Annotated in this window: 13 protein-coding genes; 12 read left to right on the forward strand and 1 reads right to left on the reverse strand. The window is 65.9% G+C overall.

From position 1 onward, the window contains the following. The first annotated feature begins 36 nt into the window (after window positions 1-36). Window positions 37-2,268 carry a CHASE2 domain-containing protein gene (locus JQ617_RS39415; RefSeq protein WP_212031051.1) on the forward strand — a complete coding sequence of 744 codons (2,232 nt, stop codon included), beginning with the start codon at window positions 37-39 and terminating at the stop codon, window positions 2,266-2,268. 342 nt (window positions 2,269-2,610) lie between these two features. On the opposite strand, the gene JQ617_RS39420 is transcribed toward JQ617_RS39415, so the two are convergent. Further along, window positions 2,611-4,206 (reverse strand): ABC transporter substrate-binding protein, encoded by a 1,596-nt coding sequence (locus tag JQ617_RS39420; RefSeq protein ID WP_212031052.1) that lies wholly within the window; start codon window positions 4,204-4,206, stop codon window positions 2,611-2,613. A gap of 199 nt (window positions 4,207-4,405) precedes the next feature. On the opposite strand from JQ617_RS39420, the gene JQ617_RS39425 reads away from it, so the two are divergent. The 11 genes from JQ617_RS39425 (at window position 4,406) to JQ617_RS39475 (ending at window position 17,290) form a co-directional block, all read left to right on the forward strand. Continuing rightward, complete coding sequence (locus tag JQ617_RS39425; RefSeq protein ID WP_212031053.1) at window positions 4,406-6,064, forward strand: ABC transporter substrate-binding protein; 1,659 nt, start codon at window positions 4,406-4,408, stop codon at window positions 6,062-6,064. 198 nt (window positions 6,065-6,262) lie between these two features. After that, window positions 6,263-7,216, forward strand: coding sequence for an ABC transporter permease (locus tag JQ617_RS39430; protein WP_212031054.1), 954 nt, complete (start codon window positions 6,263-6,265; stop codon window positions 7,214-7,216). A gap of 211 nt (window positions 7,217-7,427) precedes the next feature. Then, window positions 7,428-8,330: an ABC transporter permease gene (locus JQ617_RS39435; RefSeq protein WP_063686643.1), complete on the forward strand. Its 903-nt coding sequence runs from the start codon at window positions 7,428-7,430 to the stop codon at window positions 8,328-8,330. 3 nt (window positions 8,331-8,333) lie between these two features. Continuing rightward, on the forward strand, window positions 8,334-9,395 hold the full coding sequence (locus JQ617_RS39440; protein ID WP_063686645.1) for an ABC transporter ATP-binding protein: 1,062 nt from the start codon (window positions 8,334-8,336) through the stop codon (window positions 9,393-9,395). Beyond that, entirely contained in the window at window positions 9,392-9,589 is a 198-nt protein-coding gene (locus JQ617_RS39445) for a hypothetical protein (protein WP_212031055.1), read from the forward strand. Before JQ617_RS39440 ends, JQ617_RS39445 begins: the two co-directional genes overlap by 4 nt. Continuing rightward, window positions 9,586-11,001 (forward strand): amidase, encoded by a 1,416-nt coding sequence (locus JQ617_RS39450; protein WP_212031056.1) that lies wholly within the window; start codon window positions 9,586-9,588, stop codon window positions 10,999-11,001. The genes JQ617_RS39445 and JQ617_RS39450 overlap by 4 nt, the downstream gene beginning before the upstream one ends. Next, entirely contained in the window at window positions 10,998-11,972 is a 975-nt protein-coding gene (locus JQ617_RS39455) for an ABC transporter ATP-binding protein (protein WP_212031057.1), read from the forward strand. The genes JQ617_RS39450 and JQ617_RS39455 overlap by 4 nt, the downstream gene beginning before the upstream one ends. Window positions 11,973-12,414: 442 nt before the next feature. Next, window positions 12,415-12,684 (forward strand): GlsB/YeaQ/YmgE family stress response membrane protein, encoded by a 270-nt coding sequence (locus JQ617_RS39460; RefSeq protein ID WP_212031058.1) that lies wholly within the window; start codon window positions 12,415-12,417, stop codon window positions 12,682-12,684. A gap of 262 nt (window positions 12,685-12,946) precedes the next feature. Then, window positions 12,947-14,695: a type I secretion system permease/ATPase gene (locus tag JQ617_RS39465; protein WP_212031059.1), complete on the forward strand. Its 1,749-nt coding sequence runs from the start codon at window positions 12,947-12,949 to the stop codon at window positions 14,693-14,695. Next, a complete protein-coding gene (locus tag JQ617_RS39470) occupies window positions 14,692-16,026 on the forward strand; it encodes an HlyD family type I secretion periplasmic adaptor subunit (RefSeq protein WP_212031060.1) in 1,335 nt (444 codons plus the stop codon). The genes JQ617_RS39465 and JQ617_RS39470 overlap by 4 nt, the downstream gene beginning before the upstream one ends. Before the next feature lie 313 nt (window positions 16,027-16,339). Then, window positions 16,340-17,290 (forward strand): IS110 family RNA-guided transposase, encoded by a 951-nt coding sequence (locus tag JQ617_RS39475; RefSeq protein WP_212031061.1) that lies wholly within the window; start codon window positions 16,340-16,342, stop codon window positions 17,288-17,290. Window positions 17,291-17,439: the final 149 nt, after the last annotated feature.

The raw sequence follows: 17,439 nt of genomic DNA on the forward strand, positions 1-17,439 counted from the left end.
TACGGGCGGAGCCGGGCTGCGGGAAGTTCGACCAGTATGAAACGTCTCAAGATCTGGCGACGGTGGTTTGCGCAGAAGTTCGGCTTCGCGCGGCTGACGTGTCTTGCGCTGCTGGTCGTGTTCGCCGGGCTTCGCATCTGGGATCCGCCGCCGATCCAGGAATTGCGGCTGCGCACCTTCGACATGTTCCAGCTGATCGATCCGCGGCACAAGACGTCTCGGCCGGTCGTCATCGTCGACATCGACGACAAGAGCCTCGCCCAGCTCGGACAGTGGCCGTGGCCGCGGACGCGGATCGCCGACCTGATCCAGAACCTCACCAGCAACGGCGCGGTCGCGATCGGCTTCGACGTGGTGTTCTCGGAAGCCGACCGGCTCAACCCCGACCTGGTTGCGGGCCAGATGCGCTATCTGGACGATGCCACGCGCGCCAAGCTGCGCGAACTGCCGACCAACGACCAGATCCTCTCCGACGCGATCAGGCGCTCGCGCGTGGTGCTGGGCGAGACCGGACAGTCGCAGATCACGTCGGAGATCGACAAAACGCTGCCCTTCACCGGCGTTGCCACCGTCGGCGAGGCGGATGCCGAGCGCTTCCTGTTCGAATTCCCCGGCCTCTTGCGCAACGTGCCCGTGATCGAGAAGGTCGCGGCGGGCCGCGGCCTGTTCACCATCAGGACCGAGCGCGACGGCCTGATCCGCCGCGTGCCGATGGTGATCCGCGCCCAGGGCGCCATCATGCCCTCGCTCAGCCTCGAGATCTTGCGGGTCGTCACCGGCACGCCGACGCTGCTGATCCGGACCGACAAGAGCGGCGTGCGCGCCGTGCGGCTCAAGGGCGTAGAAATTCCGACCGACAGGAACGCCCAGCTCTGGGTGCATTATGCGCCCCACGACCCCTCGATCTATGTCTCGGCTGCCGACGTGCTCGACAACAGCGTCTCGCCCAGCAAGATCGCCGGCAAGCTCGTGCTGGTCGGCACCTCAGCGGTCGGCCTGAACGACATCAAGACCACGCCGGTGTCCCGGGCCATGCCGGGTGTCGAGGTCCACGCCCAGGTGCTGGAGAGCGTGCTGAGCCGCGCGATGATCTCGCAGCCGAACTATGCGCTCGGCGTCGAACTGCTCGCCGCGCTGATCATCGGGCTCCTCGTCATCATCTTCACGCCGAATCTCGGTCCGGTACGCCTGGTGCTCGCGGGCGCGATGTTCGCCGCCATCCTGGTCGGCACGTCCTGGTTCTTCTACGCGCAGCGCCGCGAGCTCATCGATTTCACCTACCCGCTGCTCTCGACCACCGGCATCTACCTGACGCTGATCTTCGCCAGCTTCGTGCGCGAGCAGCGCCAGCGGGTGCAGATCCGCGGCATCTTCGCGCAATACATGTCGCCGGTGCTGGTCGAACAGCTGGCGCAATCACCGGAGAAAGTCGTGCTCGGCGGCGAGGAGCGCGAGCTGACGATCATGTTCTCCGACGTGCGCGGCTTCACCACGATCTCGGAGAGCTACAAGCACGATCCGCAAGGGCTCATCGCGTTGATGAACCGCTTCCTGACGCCGCTGACTGACGTGATCATCGAACAGAAGGGGTATGTCGACAAATATATGGGCGACGCCATCATGGCGTTCTGGAACGCGCCGCTCGACGATGCCGAGCACCAGGTCAACGCCTGCGAGGCCGCGATCCAGATGCTCGAGAAGATCGACCTGGTCAACAAGGAACGCGAGCAGGACGCCGACGAGGGCGGCCACATCTACATCCCGCTCAACGTCGGCATCGGCCTCAACACCGGCATCGGCGTGGTCGGCAACATGGGCTCCGACCTGAAGAAGAATTATTCGGTGCTCGGCGACAGCGTGAACCTCGCCTCGCGTCTGGAAGGACAGACCAAGGAATACGGCTTCCCGATCATCGTCGGCTCCCGCACTGCGCTCGCCGCCAAGGACAAGTTCGCGATCCTCGAGCTCGATTTCATCATGGTCAAGGGCAAGACCGAGCCGGAGGTGATCTACGCCATCGCCGGGCGCGAGGACGTGATGCATTCGGCCGCCTTCCAGCGCCTGCGCAACATCACCATAGAAATGCTGAGCTGCTATCGCAGCCGTAACTGGCCCGGCGCGCTCGACGCCATCGAGCGCGGCCGCAGAAGCGAGGACGCCGACACGCTTGAAAAGCTGTTCAGGCTGTACGAAGCGCGGATCAGGGACTTCCAGCTCAACCCGCCGCCGGAAGGCTGGACGGGAGCGTACGCGCTGCTGACGAAGTAGGGCGTGCGTGTGGCTTGAAGGCAGCCCCATCCTCGCCGTCGTCCTGGCCTAGTGCGCAATTGCGCACGGGGGCCGGGACCCATACGCCGCAGCAGAAGTGTTAGGCGAGATCGGAGTTGGCTGTCTTCGCCAAACCGCACCCTGTGGTTATGGGTCCCGGCCTTCGTACGCAATTGCGCACTAGGCCGGGACGACAGCGGAGTTTGACGCGCCGGCGTTGCCGCATCACCCGACCCGTAGGGTGGGCAAAGGCGCGAAGCGCCGTGCCCACGATCTCGCTCCGTAATGCAGAACTGGTGGGCACGCTTCGCTTTGCCCACCCTACGGCACCGGCGTCCGCCCTCACTCCACCCCGATCGTCGTCAGATCCTGGAACCAGTGCTGCGCCTGCACGAACTGCTTGATCTTCGGCGACAGTGCGTGCGGGTTGGTGTCGTGGACGACCCAGACCAGCACGGCATCGTCCACAATCAGCGCATGCGCCTGCGCGATCAAATCGTCCTGCTTGGCCGTATCAAACGTCTGCTTGGCCTCGTTGATCAGCGCGTCGACCTTCGGGTTCTTGTAGCCGCCCCAGTTGACGCCGACCGGCGCGATCTGGTCGGAGGCGAAGAAGCGGACGATGGCGTAGAGCGGGTCGGAGGTGACATAGGCGATGTTGTTGGCGGTGATGCCGGCGTTCATCTCGTCGGCCGCACCCTTGCGCCAATGCGTGTAGAGCGTCTCGAGCTCGACCACCTTGAAGTCGATGTCGATGCCGATCTCCTTGAAACTCTGCTGCAGGTATTCGTTCATCGGCAGCGACAGCATCTGGCCGGTGCCGCCCTGCGCGATGATGAAGGTGGTCTTCAGCGGCTTGGCTTTCGAATAGCCGGCTTCCTCCACCAGCTTCTTGGCGGCGGCGAGATCGTATTTCAGCTCGAAGCTGGGCTTGCCGAACCACGGGCTGGACGGGTCGACCTGGCCCTTGGCGGGCTTGGCGAGGCCGTTCATCAGGCCGACGACTTCGTCGCGGTTGATCGCAAGGTTCAGCGCCTTGCGCAGGCGGATGTCGGTCCAGGGCGAGCCCGGCAGCACGCTGAGATGATAGTTCCAGACATGCGGCGTGACGTTGTCGACCAGCTTCATGCCGGCGGCCTTGAGCTGCGGCACGGCGTCCGGCGCCGGCGTCTCGATCAGGTCCACTTGCCCGGCCAGCAGCGCATTGGTGCGCGTCAGCGCTTCCGGCATCGGCACCAGCACGATCTTGTCGACCTTGGGAATGCGCTTCTTGTTCCAGTAGTCCGGATTTTTGCTCAGCTCGGCGAGCTCGCGCGGCACCAGCTTGGTCAGCTTGAACGGGCCGGTGCCGGAGGGCTGGCTTGCGAACTTGTCCCAATCCTTGCCGAGCTTCTCGTATTGCGCCGGGCTCGAGACCAGGAACCAGAGCATCTGGTAGGGGAAGAAGGAATCGACGGTCTTCGTCGTGATCTCCACGGTGGAATCGTCGATCTTGGCGTAGCTCGCGACGGAGGGCAGGCGGGTCTTCACCTGCGCGCTCTGCCGCTTGTCGAATTGCGGCGCCTTGTCGTTGAGCACCTTATCCAGATTCCAGATCACCGCGTCGGCGTTGAAATCGCTGCCGTCGTGAAACTTCACCCCCTTGCGCAAGGTGAAGCGCCACTTGGTCTTGTCGTTGTCATCCACCTTCCATTCGGTGGCGAGGCCCGGCACCAGCTTGCCCGGCCGGTCGGCGACGTCCATTTCCCAGGCCACCAGCGGATCGTAGATCGTGTAGGCCGTGAACTGATAGGCGCCGGCGCCGCGGTCGGGCTGGCCGGTGGTCAGCGGAATATCCCCCATCGAGATGCCGTAGCGCACCACCGTTTCGGCGCGCGCCGCGAGCGGGGAAAGCGCCAGCGCAAGTACGGCGAGACAGGTCGATAGTCGGTTACGCATGGCCCAAGGCTCCCAGGAAGATCTGGGGCCAAACCTGCAAGCTTGATGCCAGAATAGGCAGACTTGCTGCTTTTCCCCCGCGTCATCACAAGGACTTGTCGTCGCATGGGCAATTTGCAGAATAAGTTTCTCCTTGGCATAGCCATTGCATACGATTGCATCAAAATTAATCATCGAAAGCCGAAGAAGGATCGAGGCGATGCGTATCAAGAACAACAAGACACGGGCGGCGCTGATCGCGCTTTTGGCGCTGGGCAGCGCGGCGGCATGGCCACGCGTGGCAAGTAGCGAAACCGTGCTGCGGATCGGCATGACGGCTGCCGATATTCCGCGCACGCTGGGCCAGCCGGATCAGGGTTTCGAGGGCAATCGCTTCACCGGCCTCACCATGTACGACGCGCTGACCGGCTGGGATCTCTCCTCCGCCGAAAAGGCGAGCACGGTGATCCCCGGCCTTGCCACCGAGTGGAAGGTGGACGATGCCGACAAGACCAAATGGGTCTTCAAGCTGCGCCCCGGCGTCACCTTCCATGACGGCACCCCGTTCAATGCAGATGCGGTGGTGTGGAACGTCGAGAAGGTGCTGAAGCAGGACGCGCCGCAGTTCGATGCCAGCCAGGTCGGCGTCACGGCCTCGCGCATGCCGACGCTGGCTTCCGCGAAGAAGATCGACGACATGACCGTCGAGCTCACCACCAAGGAGCCCGACAGCTTCCTGCCGATCAATCTCACCAACCTGTTCATGGCGAGCCCGACGAAGTGGCAGCACTTCTATGACAAGGCCGAGGGCGCCGACGCCAAGGCGAAGTCGCAGGCCGCCTGGACCGCCTTCGCCAAGGACGCCGCGGGCACCGGCCCGTGGAAGATGGCGAGCTTCACCCCGCGCGAGCGGCTCGAGCTGGTGAAGAACGCCAATTATTGGGACAAGGCGCGCGTGCCCAAGGTCGACAAGATGGTGCTCTTGCCGATGCCGGAAGCCAATGCCCGCACCGCGGCGCTGCTCTCCGGGCAGGTCGACTGGGTCGAGGCGCCCGCGCCCGACGCGCTGCCCGAGCTGAAGCAGCGCGGCTTCAAGCTCTACGCCAACGAGCAGCCGCATGTCTGGCCCTGGCAGTTCTCGCGCGTCGAAGGCTCGCCCTGGAACGACATCCGCGTGCGCAAGGCGGCCAATCTCTGCGTCGATCGCGAAGGTCTCAAGGACGGCCTGCTCGCCGGCCTGATGGTGCCCGCGACCGGCACGTTCGAGCCCGGTCATCCCTGGCGCGGCAAGCCGACCTTCGAGATCAAGTACGACAAGGCGGCCGCACAGAAGCTGATGCAGGAAGCAGGCTTCGGTCCGAACAAGAAGCTGGTGGTGAAGACCCAGACGTCTGCGTCGGGCTCGGGCCAGATGCAGCCGCTGCCGATGAACGAATATCTGCAGCAGGCGCTGGCCGAGTGCTATTTCGACGTCAAGCTCGACGTCATCGAGTGGAACACGCTGTTCACCAACTGGCGCCGCGGTGCCAAGGATCCTAGCGCCAACGGCTCGAACGCGACCAACGTCACCTACGCGGCGATGGACCCGTTCTTCGCGCTGGTGCGTTTCCTGCAATCGGGCATGGCGCCGCCGGTCTCGAACAATTGGGGCTTCATCAACGAGCCCAAGTTCGACGAGCTGGTGAAGAAGGCACGCCAGACCTTCGATCCCGCCGCGCGTGACGCCGCACTCGCCGAGCTGCACGCCGCCTCCGTCGACGATGCCGCCTTCCTCTACGTCGCCCACGACGTCGGCCCGCGCGCCATGAGCCCGAAGGTGACGGGCGTCGTGCAGCCGAAGAGCTGGTTCATCGACTTCTCGCTGGTGTCGATGAACTAGTTCGCGCCACAAGCACAGTGCACCCTCTCCCCTTGCGGGAGAGGGTGGCTCGCCGCATAGCGGCGGGACGGGTGAGGGGTCTCTCTCCGCGGAGAGAACTCTTGCTTTTGAAACAACGGCATTCGCGGAAACAACCCCTCATCCGGCGCTTCGCGCCACCTTCTCCCGCAAGGGGAGAAGGGAAGAAAAAGAAACAACGTGCTCGCCTATACCGCCAGACGCATTGTCTATGTCGTCCCGATCGTCATCAGCGTCGCGCTGGTGTGCTTCCTGCTCGTGCACATCACGCCGGGCGATCCGCTCGTCGCGGTGCTCCCCGCCGACGCCTCGCAGGAGCTCGCCGTGCAGCTTCGCGCCGCCTACGGTTTCGACCGGCCGCTGCCGGTGCAGTTCGGGCTCTGGCTGCTGCGCGCGCTGCATGGCGATCTCGGCAATTCCATCGCGACGGGACGTCCCGTGCTGGCCGAGGTCATGCGCGCGGTCGGCAACACCGTCACGCTCGCGATTGCCGCCGCGATCATCGGCTTCACCATGGGCATCCTGCTCGGCCTGATCGCCGGCTATTTCCGCGAGACCTGGATCGACAAGGTCGCGACCTCCTTCGCCATCGCCGGCGTGTCCGTGCCGCATTACTGGCTCGGCATGCTGCTCGTCATCATCTTCTCGGTGCAGCTGAACTGGCTGCCCGCGGTCGGCGCCGGCCCCAGCGGCTCCAACTCCTGGGCCTGGGACTGGGCGCACCTGAAATATCTCGTGCTGCCGGCGATCACGACCTCGGTGATTCCGATGGGCATCGTCACCCGCACGGTGCGCGCGCTGACCGGCGACATCCTCTCGCAGGATTTCGTCGAGGCGCTGCGCGCAAAGGGCCTGCATGAGCGCGGCGTGTTCCGTCACGTGGTCAAGAACGCCGCCCCCACCGCGCTCGCGGTGATGGGCCTGCAGCTCGGTTATATGCTCGGCGGCTCGATCCTGATCGAGACCGTGTTCTCCTGGCCGGGCTCGGGCTTCCTGCTCAACTCCGCGATCTTTCAGCGCGACCTGCCGCTGCTGCAGGGCACGATCCTGATCCTGGCGCTGTTCTTCGTCTTCCTCAATCTCCTGGTCGACATCGCGCAAGCCGCGATCGACCCGCGCATCAAGCGGGGCTAGCGATGAGATCGAGCCCAGCTATCGCCGCGAAGGCAGTGCGCTCCCTCCCCCGCCTGCGGGGGAGGGTGGGGGAGAGGGTGTCTCCGCTCGTGAAAACCCCCCAGAGGAGAAAGCCCTCACCCGCGCCTTCGGCGCGACCTCTCCCGCAAGCGGGAGAGGTGCACCGCCTCCTTGGCTCGCATCGATCGTACCAACTTCCGGGAGCCGGCCGATGAGCGAGCTTCCGTTGTCCGCCACCGCCGATGCCGCGCTGCAGGCTGCGCCCGCCACCAAGGCGCGCGGCTATTGGGCGACTGTCGGCCGCCGCATCATGCGCGACAAGGTCAGCATGGCCTGCGCGCTGGTGCTGCTGCTGATCGTCCTCTCCGCGATCCTCGCGCCATGGCTCGGTCTCGAAGACCCCTACAAGGGATCGATGATCCGCCGCCTCCGCCACATCGGCACCCCCGGCTATCCGCTCGGCACCGACGAGCTCGGCCGCGACATGCTGGCCCGGCTGGTCTATGGCGGGCGGCTGTCGCTGGTGATCGGCATCCTGCCCGTGATCCTCGCCTTCTGCATCGGCACCTCGCTCGGCATCATCGCCGGCTATGTCGGCGGCAAGCTCAACACCGCGATCATGCGCACCGTGGACGTGTTCTACGCCTTCCCGTCGGTGCTGCTGGCGATCGCGATCTCCGGCGCGCTCGGGGCCGGCATCCTCAACTCCATCGTGGCGCTCACCATCGTGTTCGTGCCGCAGATCACCCGCGTCGCCGAAAGCGTCACCACGGGCGTGCGCAACATGGATTTCGTCGAGGCCGCGCGCGCCTCCGGCGCCGGCGCCTTCACCATCATGCGCGTGCACATCCTCGGCAACGTGCTGGGCGCGATCTTCGTCTATGCGACCAGCCTGATCTCGGTCTCGATGATCCTGGCCGCCGGTCTCTCCTTCCTCGGCCTCGGCACAAAGCCGCCGGAGCCGGAATGGGGCCTGATGCTGAACACGCTGCGCACAGCGATCTACGTCAACCCCTGGGTCGCAGCACTCCCCGGCGCGATGATCTTCGCGGTCTCGATCTGCTTCAACCTGCTCTCGGACGGCCTGCGCAGCGCCATGGACATCAGGAACTAGACCATGAGCGAGAGCAACACATCCGTCACCATGCTGGAGCAGGTCGAGGACGTCGGCGGCGTCGCGCAGCCGCTGCTTCAGGTCAACGGCCTGACCAAGCATTTCCCGGTGCGCGGCGGGCTGTTCGCCGCCAAGCGCACCGTGCGCGCCGTCGACAACGTCTCCTTCTCCGTCGCCAAGGGTGAGACGGTCGGCATCGTCGGCGAGTCCGGCTGCGGCAAATCCACCACCGCGCGCCTGCTGATGCATCTGATGCCGTGCGATGACGGCGACATCATCTATGACGGCATGACCGTCGGCCAGTCGCTGAGCCTGCGCGAGCTGCGCCGCGGCATGCAGATGGTGTTCCAGGATTCCTACGCCTCGCTCAATCCGCGCCTGACGATCGAGGAATCCATCGCCTTCGGCCCGAAGGTCCACGGCATGGCCGACGGCGCGGCGCGGGCGCTGGCGCGCGAGCTGCTGGGCAAGGTGGGCTTGCGCCCCGAAAACTTCGCCAACCGCTATCCGCACGAGATCTCCGGCGGCCAGCGCCAGCGGGTCAACATCGCCCGCGCGCTCGCGCTGTCGCCGCGGCTGGTGATCCTGGACGAGGCCGTCTCCGCGCTCGACAAATCGGTCGAGGCGCAGGTGCTCAACCTGCTCGCCGATCTCAAGCGCGAGTTCGGCCTGACCTATCTCTTCATCAGCCACGACCTCAACGTGGTGCGCTACATCTCGGACCGCGTGCTGGTGATGTATCTCGGCGAAGTCGTCGAGCTCGGTCCGGTCGACCAGGTCTGGGACAATCCGGCGCACCCCTATACGCGGGCGCTGCTCGCTGCGATGCCGTCGTCCGATCCTGATCGCCGCACCGAAAAGCCGCCCATCACGGGCGATCCGCCCAATCCGATCGATCCTCCCCCAGGCTGCCGCTTCCATACCCGCTGCGCGTTTGCGGAGCCGCTCTGCGCAAATGCCGCACCAAAGCTCACCGCCGTCGATACAATGGGCCACGAGGCCGCGTGCTACATGGCGATCCCGGGTTCAGGCCATAGCCGCGCGCCCGCAGGGGAGACAGCATGACAAGACCGACACCAAAAGAGATCAAGCCGATCGCGCAAGTCTCGGGCATTCCGGTGGATGATGAGATCGCAGCGCGCATCTCCAACGCGATCGGACCCGCCTTCGAGGGTTTCGAAGCCATCGCCGGCACGCTGCCCTTCGACCTCGAGCCCGGGTCCTACGTCCTCGCGCAGACGCAGAAGGTGTCGAAATGAGCCGCGAGCCCGCCTTCATGTCGCTCACCGAGGTCGCGCGTGCGATCGCGATGAAGCAGCTGTCCTCGCATGAGGTGACCCGCGCGCTGCTGCACCGCATCGCGCAATGGCAGCCCCATCTCAACGCCTTCATGTCGATCGAGGCGGAGGCTGCGCTGAAGGCGGCCGATGCCGCCGATGCCGAGCTCGCAAAGGGCAATGTCCGCGGGCCGCTGCACGGCGTGCCGCTCGCGCACAAGGACATGTATTACGACGCCGGCCACGTCGCGACCTGCGGCTCGCTGATCCGCCGCGATTTCGTTCCGGCCGTGACCTCCACGGCGTTGCAGCGGCTGAAGGACGCCGGTCAGGTCCGCCTGGGCACGCTGCACCTCGCCGAATTCGCCTACGGGCCGACCGGGCACAACGCCCATTACGGCCCGGTGCGCAATCCCTGGAACGTTGCCCATATCACCGGCGGCTCGTCGTCGGGCTCCGGCTCCGCGGTCGCGGCGCGCCTGACCTATGCGGCGCTCGGGTCAGACACCGGCGGCTCGATCCGCATGCCCGCGCATTTCTGCGGCGTCACCGGCCTCAAGACCACCGTCGCCCGCGTCAGCCGTGCCGGCGCGATGCCGCTGTCGCAATCGCTCGACACCGTTGGCCCGCTCGCCCGCACCGCAGAGGACTGCGCGCTGCTGCTGGCGCTGATGGCCGGTCCCGATCCCGAGGATCCGACCTGTAGCCACGAGCCGCTGTCGGACTATGTCGCTGCGACCAAGGGCTCGCTGAAGGGCCTCAGGATCGGTGTACCTGCGTCCTTCTACGTTGACGACCTCGACAGCGAGGTCGCGCGCGTGCTGGACGAGACCATCGCGGTGCTCAAGCGCGAGGGCGCCGACATCGTCAAGGTCGAGCTGCCGGACCAGCGGCAATTGTCGTCGGCAAGCCAGCTCGTGCTCGCCGCGGAAGCCGCCGCCTTCCACAAGCGCTGGATGATCGAGCGTCCGCAGGATTACGGCGCGCAGGTGCTGATGCGGCTGCAGAACGGTCTCACCGTCCCCGCCATCACCTATCTGGAGGCGATGCGCTGGCGCGGCCCCGCGCTTGCCGCGCACAACGCCGCGACCGCGGGTGTCGACGCGATCATCGCACCGGCTTCGCCGGTGCCGGCGCCGACGATCGAGGAGAGCGATGTCGGCGGCGGACCGAACGCGCCGGCGATGGTGCAGCGCCTGACGCTGTTCACCCGTCCGGTGAACTTCCTGGGTCTGCCGTCGCTGACGATTCCCTCGGGCTTCACCAAAACCGGCCTGCCCGTGGGCATGCAACTGATCGGCCGCTCCTTCGATGAAGCGACCCTGCTCACCATCGGCGCGGCGTTCCAGCGCGTCACCGACTATCACGACCGGGTACCCAAACTGCCGTCATGACAAAACTCGTCGACATCTCAGGCCTCAACATCCGCTTCACCGGCGAACGCACGGTCTATGCCGTGAACGATCTCAATCTTTCGCTGGGTGACGGCGAGGTGCTGGGCCTGCTCGGCGAATCCGGTTCGGGCAAGAGCGTGACGCTGCGTGCGCTGATGCGGCTGTTGCCGAAGAAGCGCACGCAGATCACGGGCAAGGTCAACGTCATGGGACGCGACGTGCTCGCCATGAATGACGAGGAGCTGTCGTCGTTCCGCGGCCAGACCGTCTCGATGATCTTCCAGGAGCCGGCGCTCGCGCTGGATCCGGTCTACACCATCGGCGCGCAGATCGCCGAAAGCGTCGTGCGCCACGAAGGCAAGAGCTATGCGGAAGGGCGCGCGCGGGCGCTCGAGATGCTCGAGGTCGTGCGCATTCCCTCGGCCAAGCGGCGTCTCGATGCCTATCCGCACGAGATGTCCGGCGGCATGCGCCAGCGCGCGATGATCGCGCTGGCGCTGGCCTGCCGTCCAAAGATCCTGCTGGCGGACGAGCCGACCACGGCGCTCGATGCCACCGTGCAGATCCAGATCCTCTTGCTGCTGCGCGAGCTGCAGCGCGAATTCGGCATGTCCGTCATCTTCGTCACCCACGACATCGGCGTCGCCATCGAGATCTGTGACCGCGTCGCGGTGATGTATGCCGGCCAGATCGTGGAGCAGGGGACTCTTCGCGACATCGTCCGCACCCCCGTGCACCCCTATGCCAAGGGCCTGCTCGCCTCGACCATCCACGGCGCCAAGCGCGGCGCTCGCCTCGAGACCATCCCCGGCACCCCGCCGTCACTGGCCGAAAAGCCCCACAACTGCTCCTTCGCCCCCCGCTGCAAGCTCGCCGAGCCGCGCTGCCTCGAGCAGCTGCCGGCCAATGTCGAGGTCGGCCCGGGCAGGGCGGCGAGGTGCGTGCTGGCGGAGCCGGTGGCGGCGACGTAGACGGCGCTCTCTCCGTCGCGAGTATCGGATATTGTCGAAGTGAGCTGAGGTATATCCCCGCGCGCAACTGCGCTCCCTCCCCCCTTGCGGGGGAGGGTGGGGGAGAGGGGTAGCCACGAACTCAGACCTCGCCCGCGGCCACCCCTCTCCCTGCCCCTCCCCCGCAAGGGGGGAGGGAATGACAGAGACGTGCGTCCCTGACTTCCGCAAGATGTGAGCGCGCAGCGCAGCCCTTGCGCCCCTCCCCAGAATTTCCCCGCGACAACATCGAGTTGTCACACGTCACCCCGCGCCGACCGCCCGGCGCGCTCCTACTGTGCATGGGGTTGTTTTCGAACTTTTTGTCTTCGACAGGCGCAACCGGGTCGCAGGGAACGCATTCAGACCCCGTTCATCCCGGTTCCCGTTCCATGCCGGGCATTCAAGGAGAGGGACCTCACTTATGTACATTTCCAACGAAGGCCTGCTCGTCATCCTGTTCGTCGGCCTCGTCGCCGGCTGGCTCGCAGGCAAGGTGGTGCGCGGAACCGGGTTCGGCATCATCGGCGACATCGTCGTCGGCGTCGCCGGCGCACTGGTCGCGAGCTTCCTGTTTCCCAAGCTCGGCATCCGGCTCGGCACCGGCCTCGTCTCCGAGATCGTCTACTCCGCCATCGGCGCGGTGATCCTGCTGCTGGTGGTTCGGCTGGTCCGCGGCGGCGGCCGTTTCTAGCCTCGCTTTGGCCCGACGGGCCCGAACATTTCGCCTCTCCCCCGCTGGGGAGAGGCCGCGATCTCTGCTATAAAAAGCCGCAAAGACTGTGAAATACCGGATTTGCGTGCGGGGCCGTCAGGGCTAGATGTGGTCCATCGGGCTCCCGGGTTAATTCGACTGCGCTGGGGTCGCAGGGGAAGACGATATTAATTCGGGTCGCGTACCCTGAACCGCCTGTGAAATCAGGGGCTTTGCCCCTCATCTGAAAGAGATCAGACTGATGGCAGCCCTACCTGGCGTCCGCCGTTCAGAGCTCGGGGACGCCTTGCGCGCTTGTCGCACGGCCTTCGTCGGCGTCGGCTTGATGAGCTGCATGATCAACCTGCTCTATCTGACCGGGTCGATCTTCATGCTGGAGGTCTACGACCGGGTGCTGCCGAGCCGCAGCATCCCGACCCTGGTCGGCCTGATCATCATCGCCGGCTTCCTCTACATGGCGCAGGGCGTGCTCGACATGATCCGCAACCGGATCCTGGGGCGGATCGGAACCTCGCTCGACGAGGCGCTCAACAAGCGGGTGTTCGACACCATTGTCCGCCTGCCGCTCCTGGTCGGCAACCGCAACGAGGGCCTGCAGCCGCTGCGCGACCTCGACAATGTCCGCTCCTTCCTCGGCGGCATGGGCCCGAGCGCGTTCTTCGACCTGCCCTGGCTGCCGCTCTATCTCGCCATCTGCTTCGCCTTCCACGTCATGATCGGCCTTACCGCCCTGGTCGGCGCCATCATCCTGGTCGGCCTGACCATCGTCACCGAGTTCCTGTCGCGCCAACCGGCGAAGGAGGCGATGGGCCTTGCCGCCCAGCGCAATGATCTCGCCCAGGCCAGCCGGCGCAATGCCGAGGTGATGGTGTCGATGGGGATGACCGGCCGCATGAACGCGCGCTGGAGCGAGGCCAACGAAAAATATCTCGGCGGCAACCAGCGTGCGAGCGACGTCGCCGGCGGCCTCGGTGCGGTCGCAAAAGTGCTGCGCATGATGCTGCAATCGGCCGTGCTCGCGGTCGGCGCCTATCTCGTCATCCATCAGGAGGCGACCGCCGGCATCATCATCGCCGGCTCGATCCTCTCCGCCCGCGCGCTCGCGCCGGTCGATCTCGCCATCGCGCACTGGAAATCCTTCGTCGCAGCCCGCCAGAGCTGGCAGCGCCTCACGCGCCTGCTGGAGCAGATGCCGGCGCAGACGATGCCGACCCAGCTGCAGCCGCCCACCAGCCGCCTCGGGGTCGAAGGCCTCGCCATGGTGGCGCCGGGCGACCAGCGCATCATCGTGCAGGAGGTCACCTTCGCGCTCGCCGCCGGCAACGGCCTCGGCGTGATCGGGCCGAGCGGCTCCGGCAAATCCTCGCTGATCCGCGCCCTGGTCGGCGTCTGGCAGCCGGTGCGCGGCAAGGTCCGCCTCGACGGCGCGGCGCTCGACCAGTGGTCGTCGGACGCGCTCGGCCGCCACATCGGTTACCTGCCCCAGGATGTCGAGCTGTTCGGCGGCACCATCGCGCAGAACATCGGCCGCTTCGATCCCGAGGCCACCTCCGACGGCATCATCGCCGCGGCGAAAGAGGCCGGCGTGCACGAGATGATCATCAAGATGCGCGAGGGCTACAACACGCAAGTCGGCGAGCAGGGCGGCGCGCTGTCGGCCGGCCAGGCGCAGCGCGTCGCGCTGGCCCGCGCGCTCTACGGCAATCCGTTCCTGATCGTGCTCGACGAGCCCAATTCCAACCTGGACACCGAAGGCGACGAGGCGCTGACCCGCGCCATCCGTTCCGCGCGCGAGCGCGGTGCCATCGTCATCGTGGTGGCGCATCGCCCCATCGGCGTCGAGGCGGTCGACCAGATCCTGGTGCTGCGCGACGGCCGTATGCAGGCGTTCGGCCCGAAGGAGCAGGTGCTCGCCCAGGTGCTGCAGCCGCGCGCGACGCCGCCGGCTCCGATCAAGGTCGTCAGTGAAGGCGGAGTGACCAAGTCATGAGCACGATGGCGATCGGGGGCGGGAAGCCTACTTCCCAGAAGACCGTGCGTGATTCCATCAAGCTGCACCTGATGCTCGGTCTCGGCATCGTGCTGGTCCTCGTGGTCGGCCTCGGCGGCTGGGCCTCCACGGTGCTGATCTCGGGCGCGCTGATCGCGCCGGGCCAGATCGTGGTCGAGTCCAACGTCAAGAAGGTGCAGCACCCGACCGGCGGCGTGGTCGGCGAGCTGCGCGCCCGCGACGGCGACGTGGTCAAGGCCGGCGACATCGTGGTGCGGCTCGACGACACCGTGACCCGGGCGAACCTCGCCATCGTCACGAAGAATCTCGACGCGGCGCAGGTGCGCACCGCGCGGCTGCAGGCCGAGCAGCGCGGTCTCGACAAGATCGAGTTTCCGCAATCCCTGCTCGATCGCAGCAGCGATCCCGACGTCAAGGCGCTGATCTCCGCCGAGACCAAGCTGTTCGAGGTCCGCGTCAACGGCCGCGCCGGCCAGAAGGCGCAGCTGCGCGAGCGCGTGCTGCAGCTCAACGAGGAAATCGAGGGCCTGTCGGCGCAGGAGACGGCCAAGGACAAGGAGATCGGGCTGGTCCAGAACGAGCTCACCGGCGTCCGCGATCTCTACGACAAGCGCCTGGTGCAGATCTCGCGCCTGACCCAGCTCGAACGCGACAGCGCCCGCCTCAACGGCGAGCGCGCGCAATACATCGCCTCGCGCGCGCAGGCCAAGGGCAAGATCACCGAGACCGAGCTTCAGATCATCCAGGTCGACAAGGACATGGTGAGCGAGGTCTCCAAGGATCTGCGCGAGACCAACGACAAGATCGGCGAGCTGATCGAGCGCAAGGTCGCCGCCGAGGACCAGCTCCGCCGCGTCGACATCCGCGCGCCGCAGGACGGCATGGTGCTGCAATCGACCGTGCACACGGTCGGCGGCGTCGTCACCGCCGGCGACACCTTGATGCTGATCGTGCCGCAGGCCGACGACCTCCAGGTCGAGGCCAAGGTCAATCCGGTCGACATCGACAAGCTGCAGATCGGCCAGAAGACGCTGCTGCGCCTGTCCGCCTTCAACCAGCGCACCACGCCCGAGCTCAACGGCACCGTGAGCCGCGTCTCGCCCGACGTCACCACCGATCAGCGCACGGGCCAGAGCTACTACACCATCCGCGTCTCGATGCCGCCGGAAGAGATCGCCCGTCTCGGCGACGTCAAGATCATCCCCGGCATGCCCGTGGAAGCCTTCGTCCAGACCGGCGACCGCACCATGCTGTCCTATCTGATGAAGCCGCTGCACGACCAGCTGATGCGGGCGTTCCGCGAGAAGTGACGCGCGAAGCGCGCGTCATCCCGGAGCGCGCCATATACTCGCTGTCATCGCCCGGCTTGACCGGGCGATCCAGTATTCCAGGGGCGGTTGTTATTGATCCAATAGGTCACGGCGTACTGGATTGCATGATGTGGCTCCATCCGCTCAGGATGGGGCGCCGGCGGACCTTCGAGTACTGGTTTGGTCCTGTGAGACCGCGGGCATCTTGGGACCGCCGGCGTTACGGTCTGACACGCGCACGGTAGAGAGGGCCTGAGCCCGCATTGCAATCCGGCGTGCCGACCAGATCCATATTCTGTCGGAGATCAGCAGCATGAGCAAGTTGATGATCGGAATGGATGTGGCCAAGGGATGGATCGACATTGCCGTCGCGGGCGACGTTCAGGTGAAGCGGATCACGAACAATGAGCGGGCGATTGACGCCTGGCTTTTGCGGATTGGGGCAGGCTCGATCGGCTTGGTCGCCTTCGAACCAACGGGTGGCTATGAGCGGTATCTGCGCCGGTGCCTTGGTCGGGCGACGGTTAGCTTTAAGCAGGTGCATCCGAACGAAGTCGTCGCCTATCGCGGGCGACGTGGCATCAGGGCCAAGACGGACCGCATCGACGCCAGATTGCTGGCTGACTTCGCCGCCGAGGAACTTGCTCGCCGCGAGTTTGCCCCGGCTCCGCAAGCCGATGAGGTCTTACGTGAGCTCGCGGCGCGGCGAAGGCAGTTGCAGGCGCTGTTACACGCCGAAACTTGCCGCCGCGACGTGGTGGACAGCGCCATTGTCCGCAAGAGCCTTCAGGCGGTCATTGTCACCCTCGAGCGTTCGCTGGCTGCCGTCGACAAGGCCATCGCCGAGCACATCGCAAACTCCGCGCATGCCGAGACCAGCCGACGGTTGCAGACCTTTTGCGGCGCGGGCCCGGCCACCGCACAGACCTTGATTGCCGAACTGCCAGAGCTCGGACATCTGTCGGGCAAGAAAATTGCCGCGCTTTGCGGTCTTGCCCCACACACCCGAGACAGCGGTAAGGGGCGTGGACATGCGTCCACCGGTCATGGTCGCCCGGACGTCCGCAAAGTGCTCTTCAACGGCGCCCGCAGCGCCATCCAGCACAATCCGGTCATGAGGGCCTTCTACCAGCGCCTGGTCGATGACAATCACCGCCCGGGCAAGGTCGCGCTCAGTGCCGTGATGCGCAAGATGCTGGTGACGCTCAACGCCATGATCCGGGACGGATCGGACTGGAAGGGTGCAGCCAAATCTGCACCATGAGCCGTCGATCATGGCACGCAAACGCGGCAGCGAGCGCAGCCGGTCAAGGCCGGCAGCGCCGCCGCGCAGCGGTCGCCTTGACCGGCGAGCACGATGCCGCACTCTTGCCCCTGATCGACCTCTTGACGAACATCACGGTAGATGCCCCG

Source organism: Bradyrhizobium sp. KB893862 SZCCT0404 (genome assembly GCF_018130885.1).
GTDB classification, from domain to species: Bacteria; Pseudomonadota; Alphaproteobacteria; order Rhizobiales; family Xanthobacteraceae; genus Bradyrhizobium; species Bradyrhizobium stylosanthis.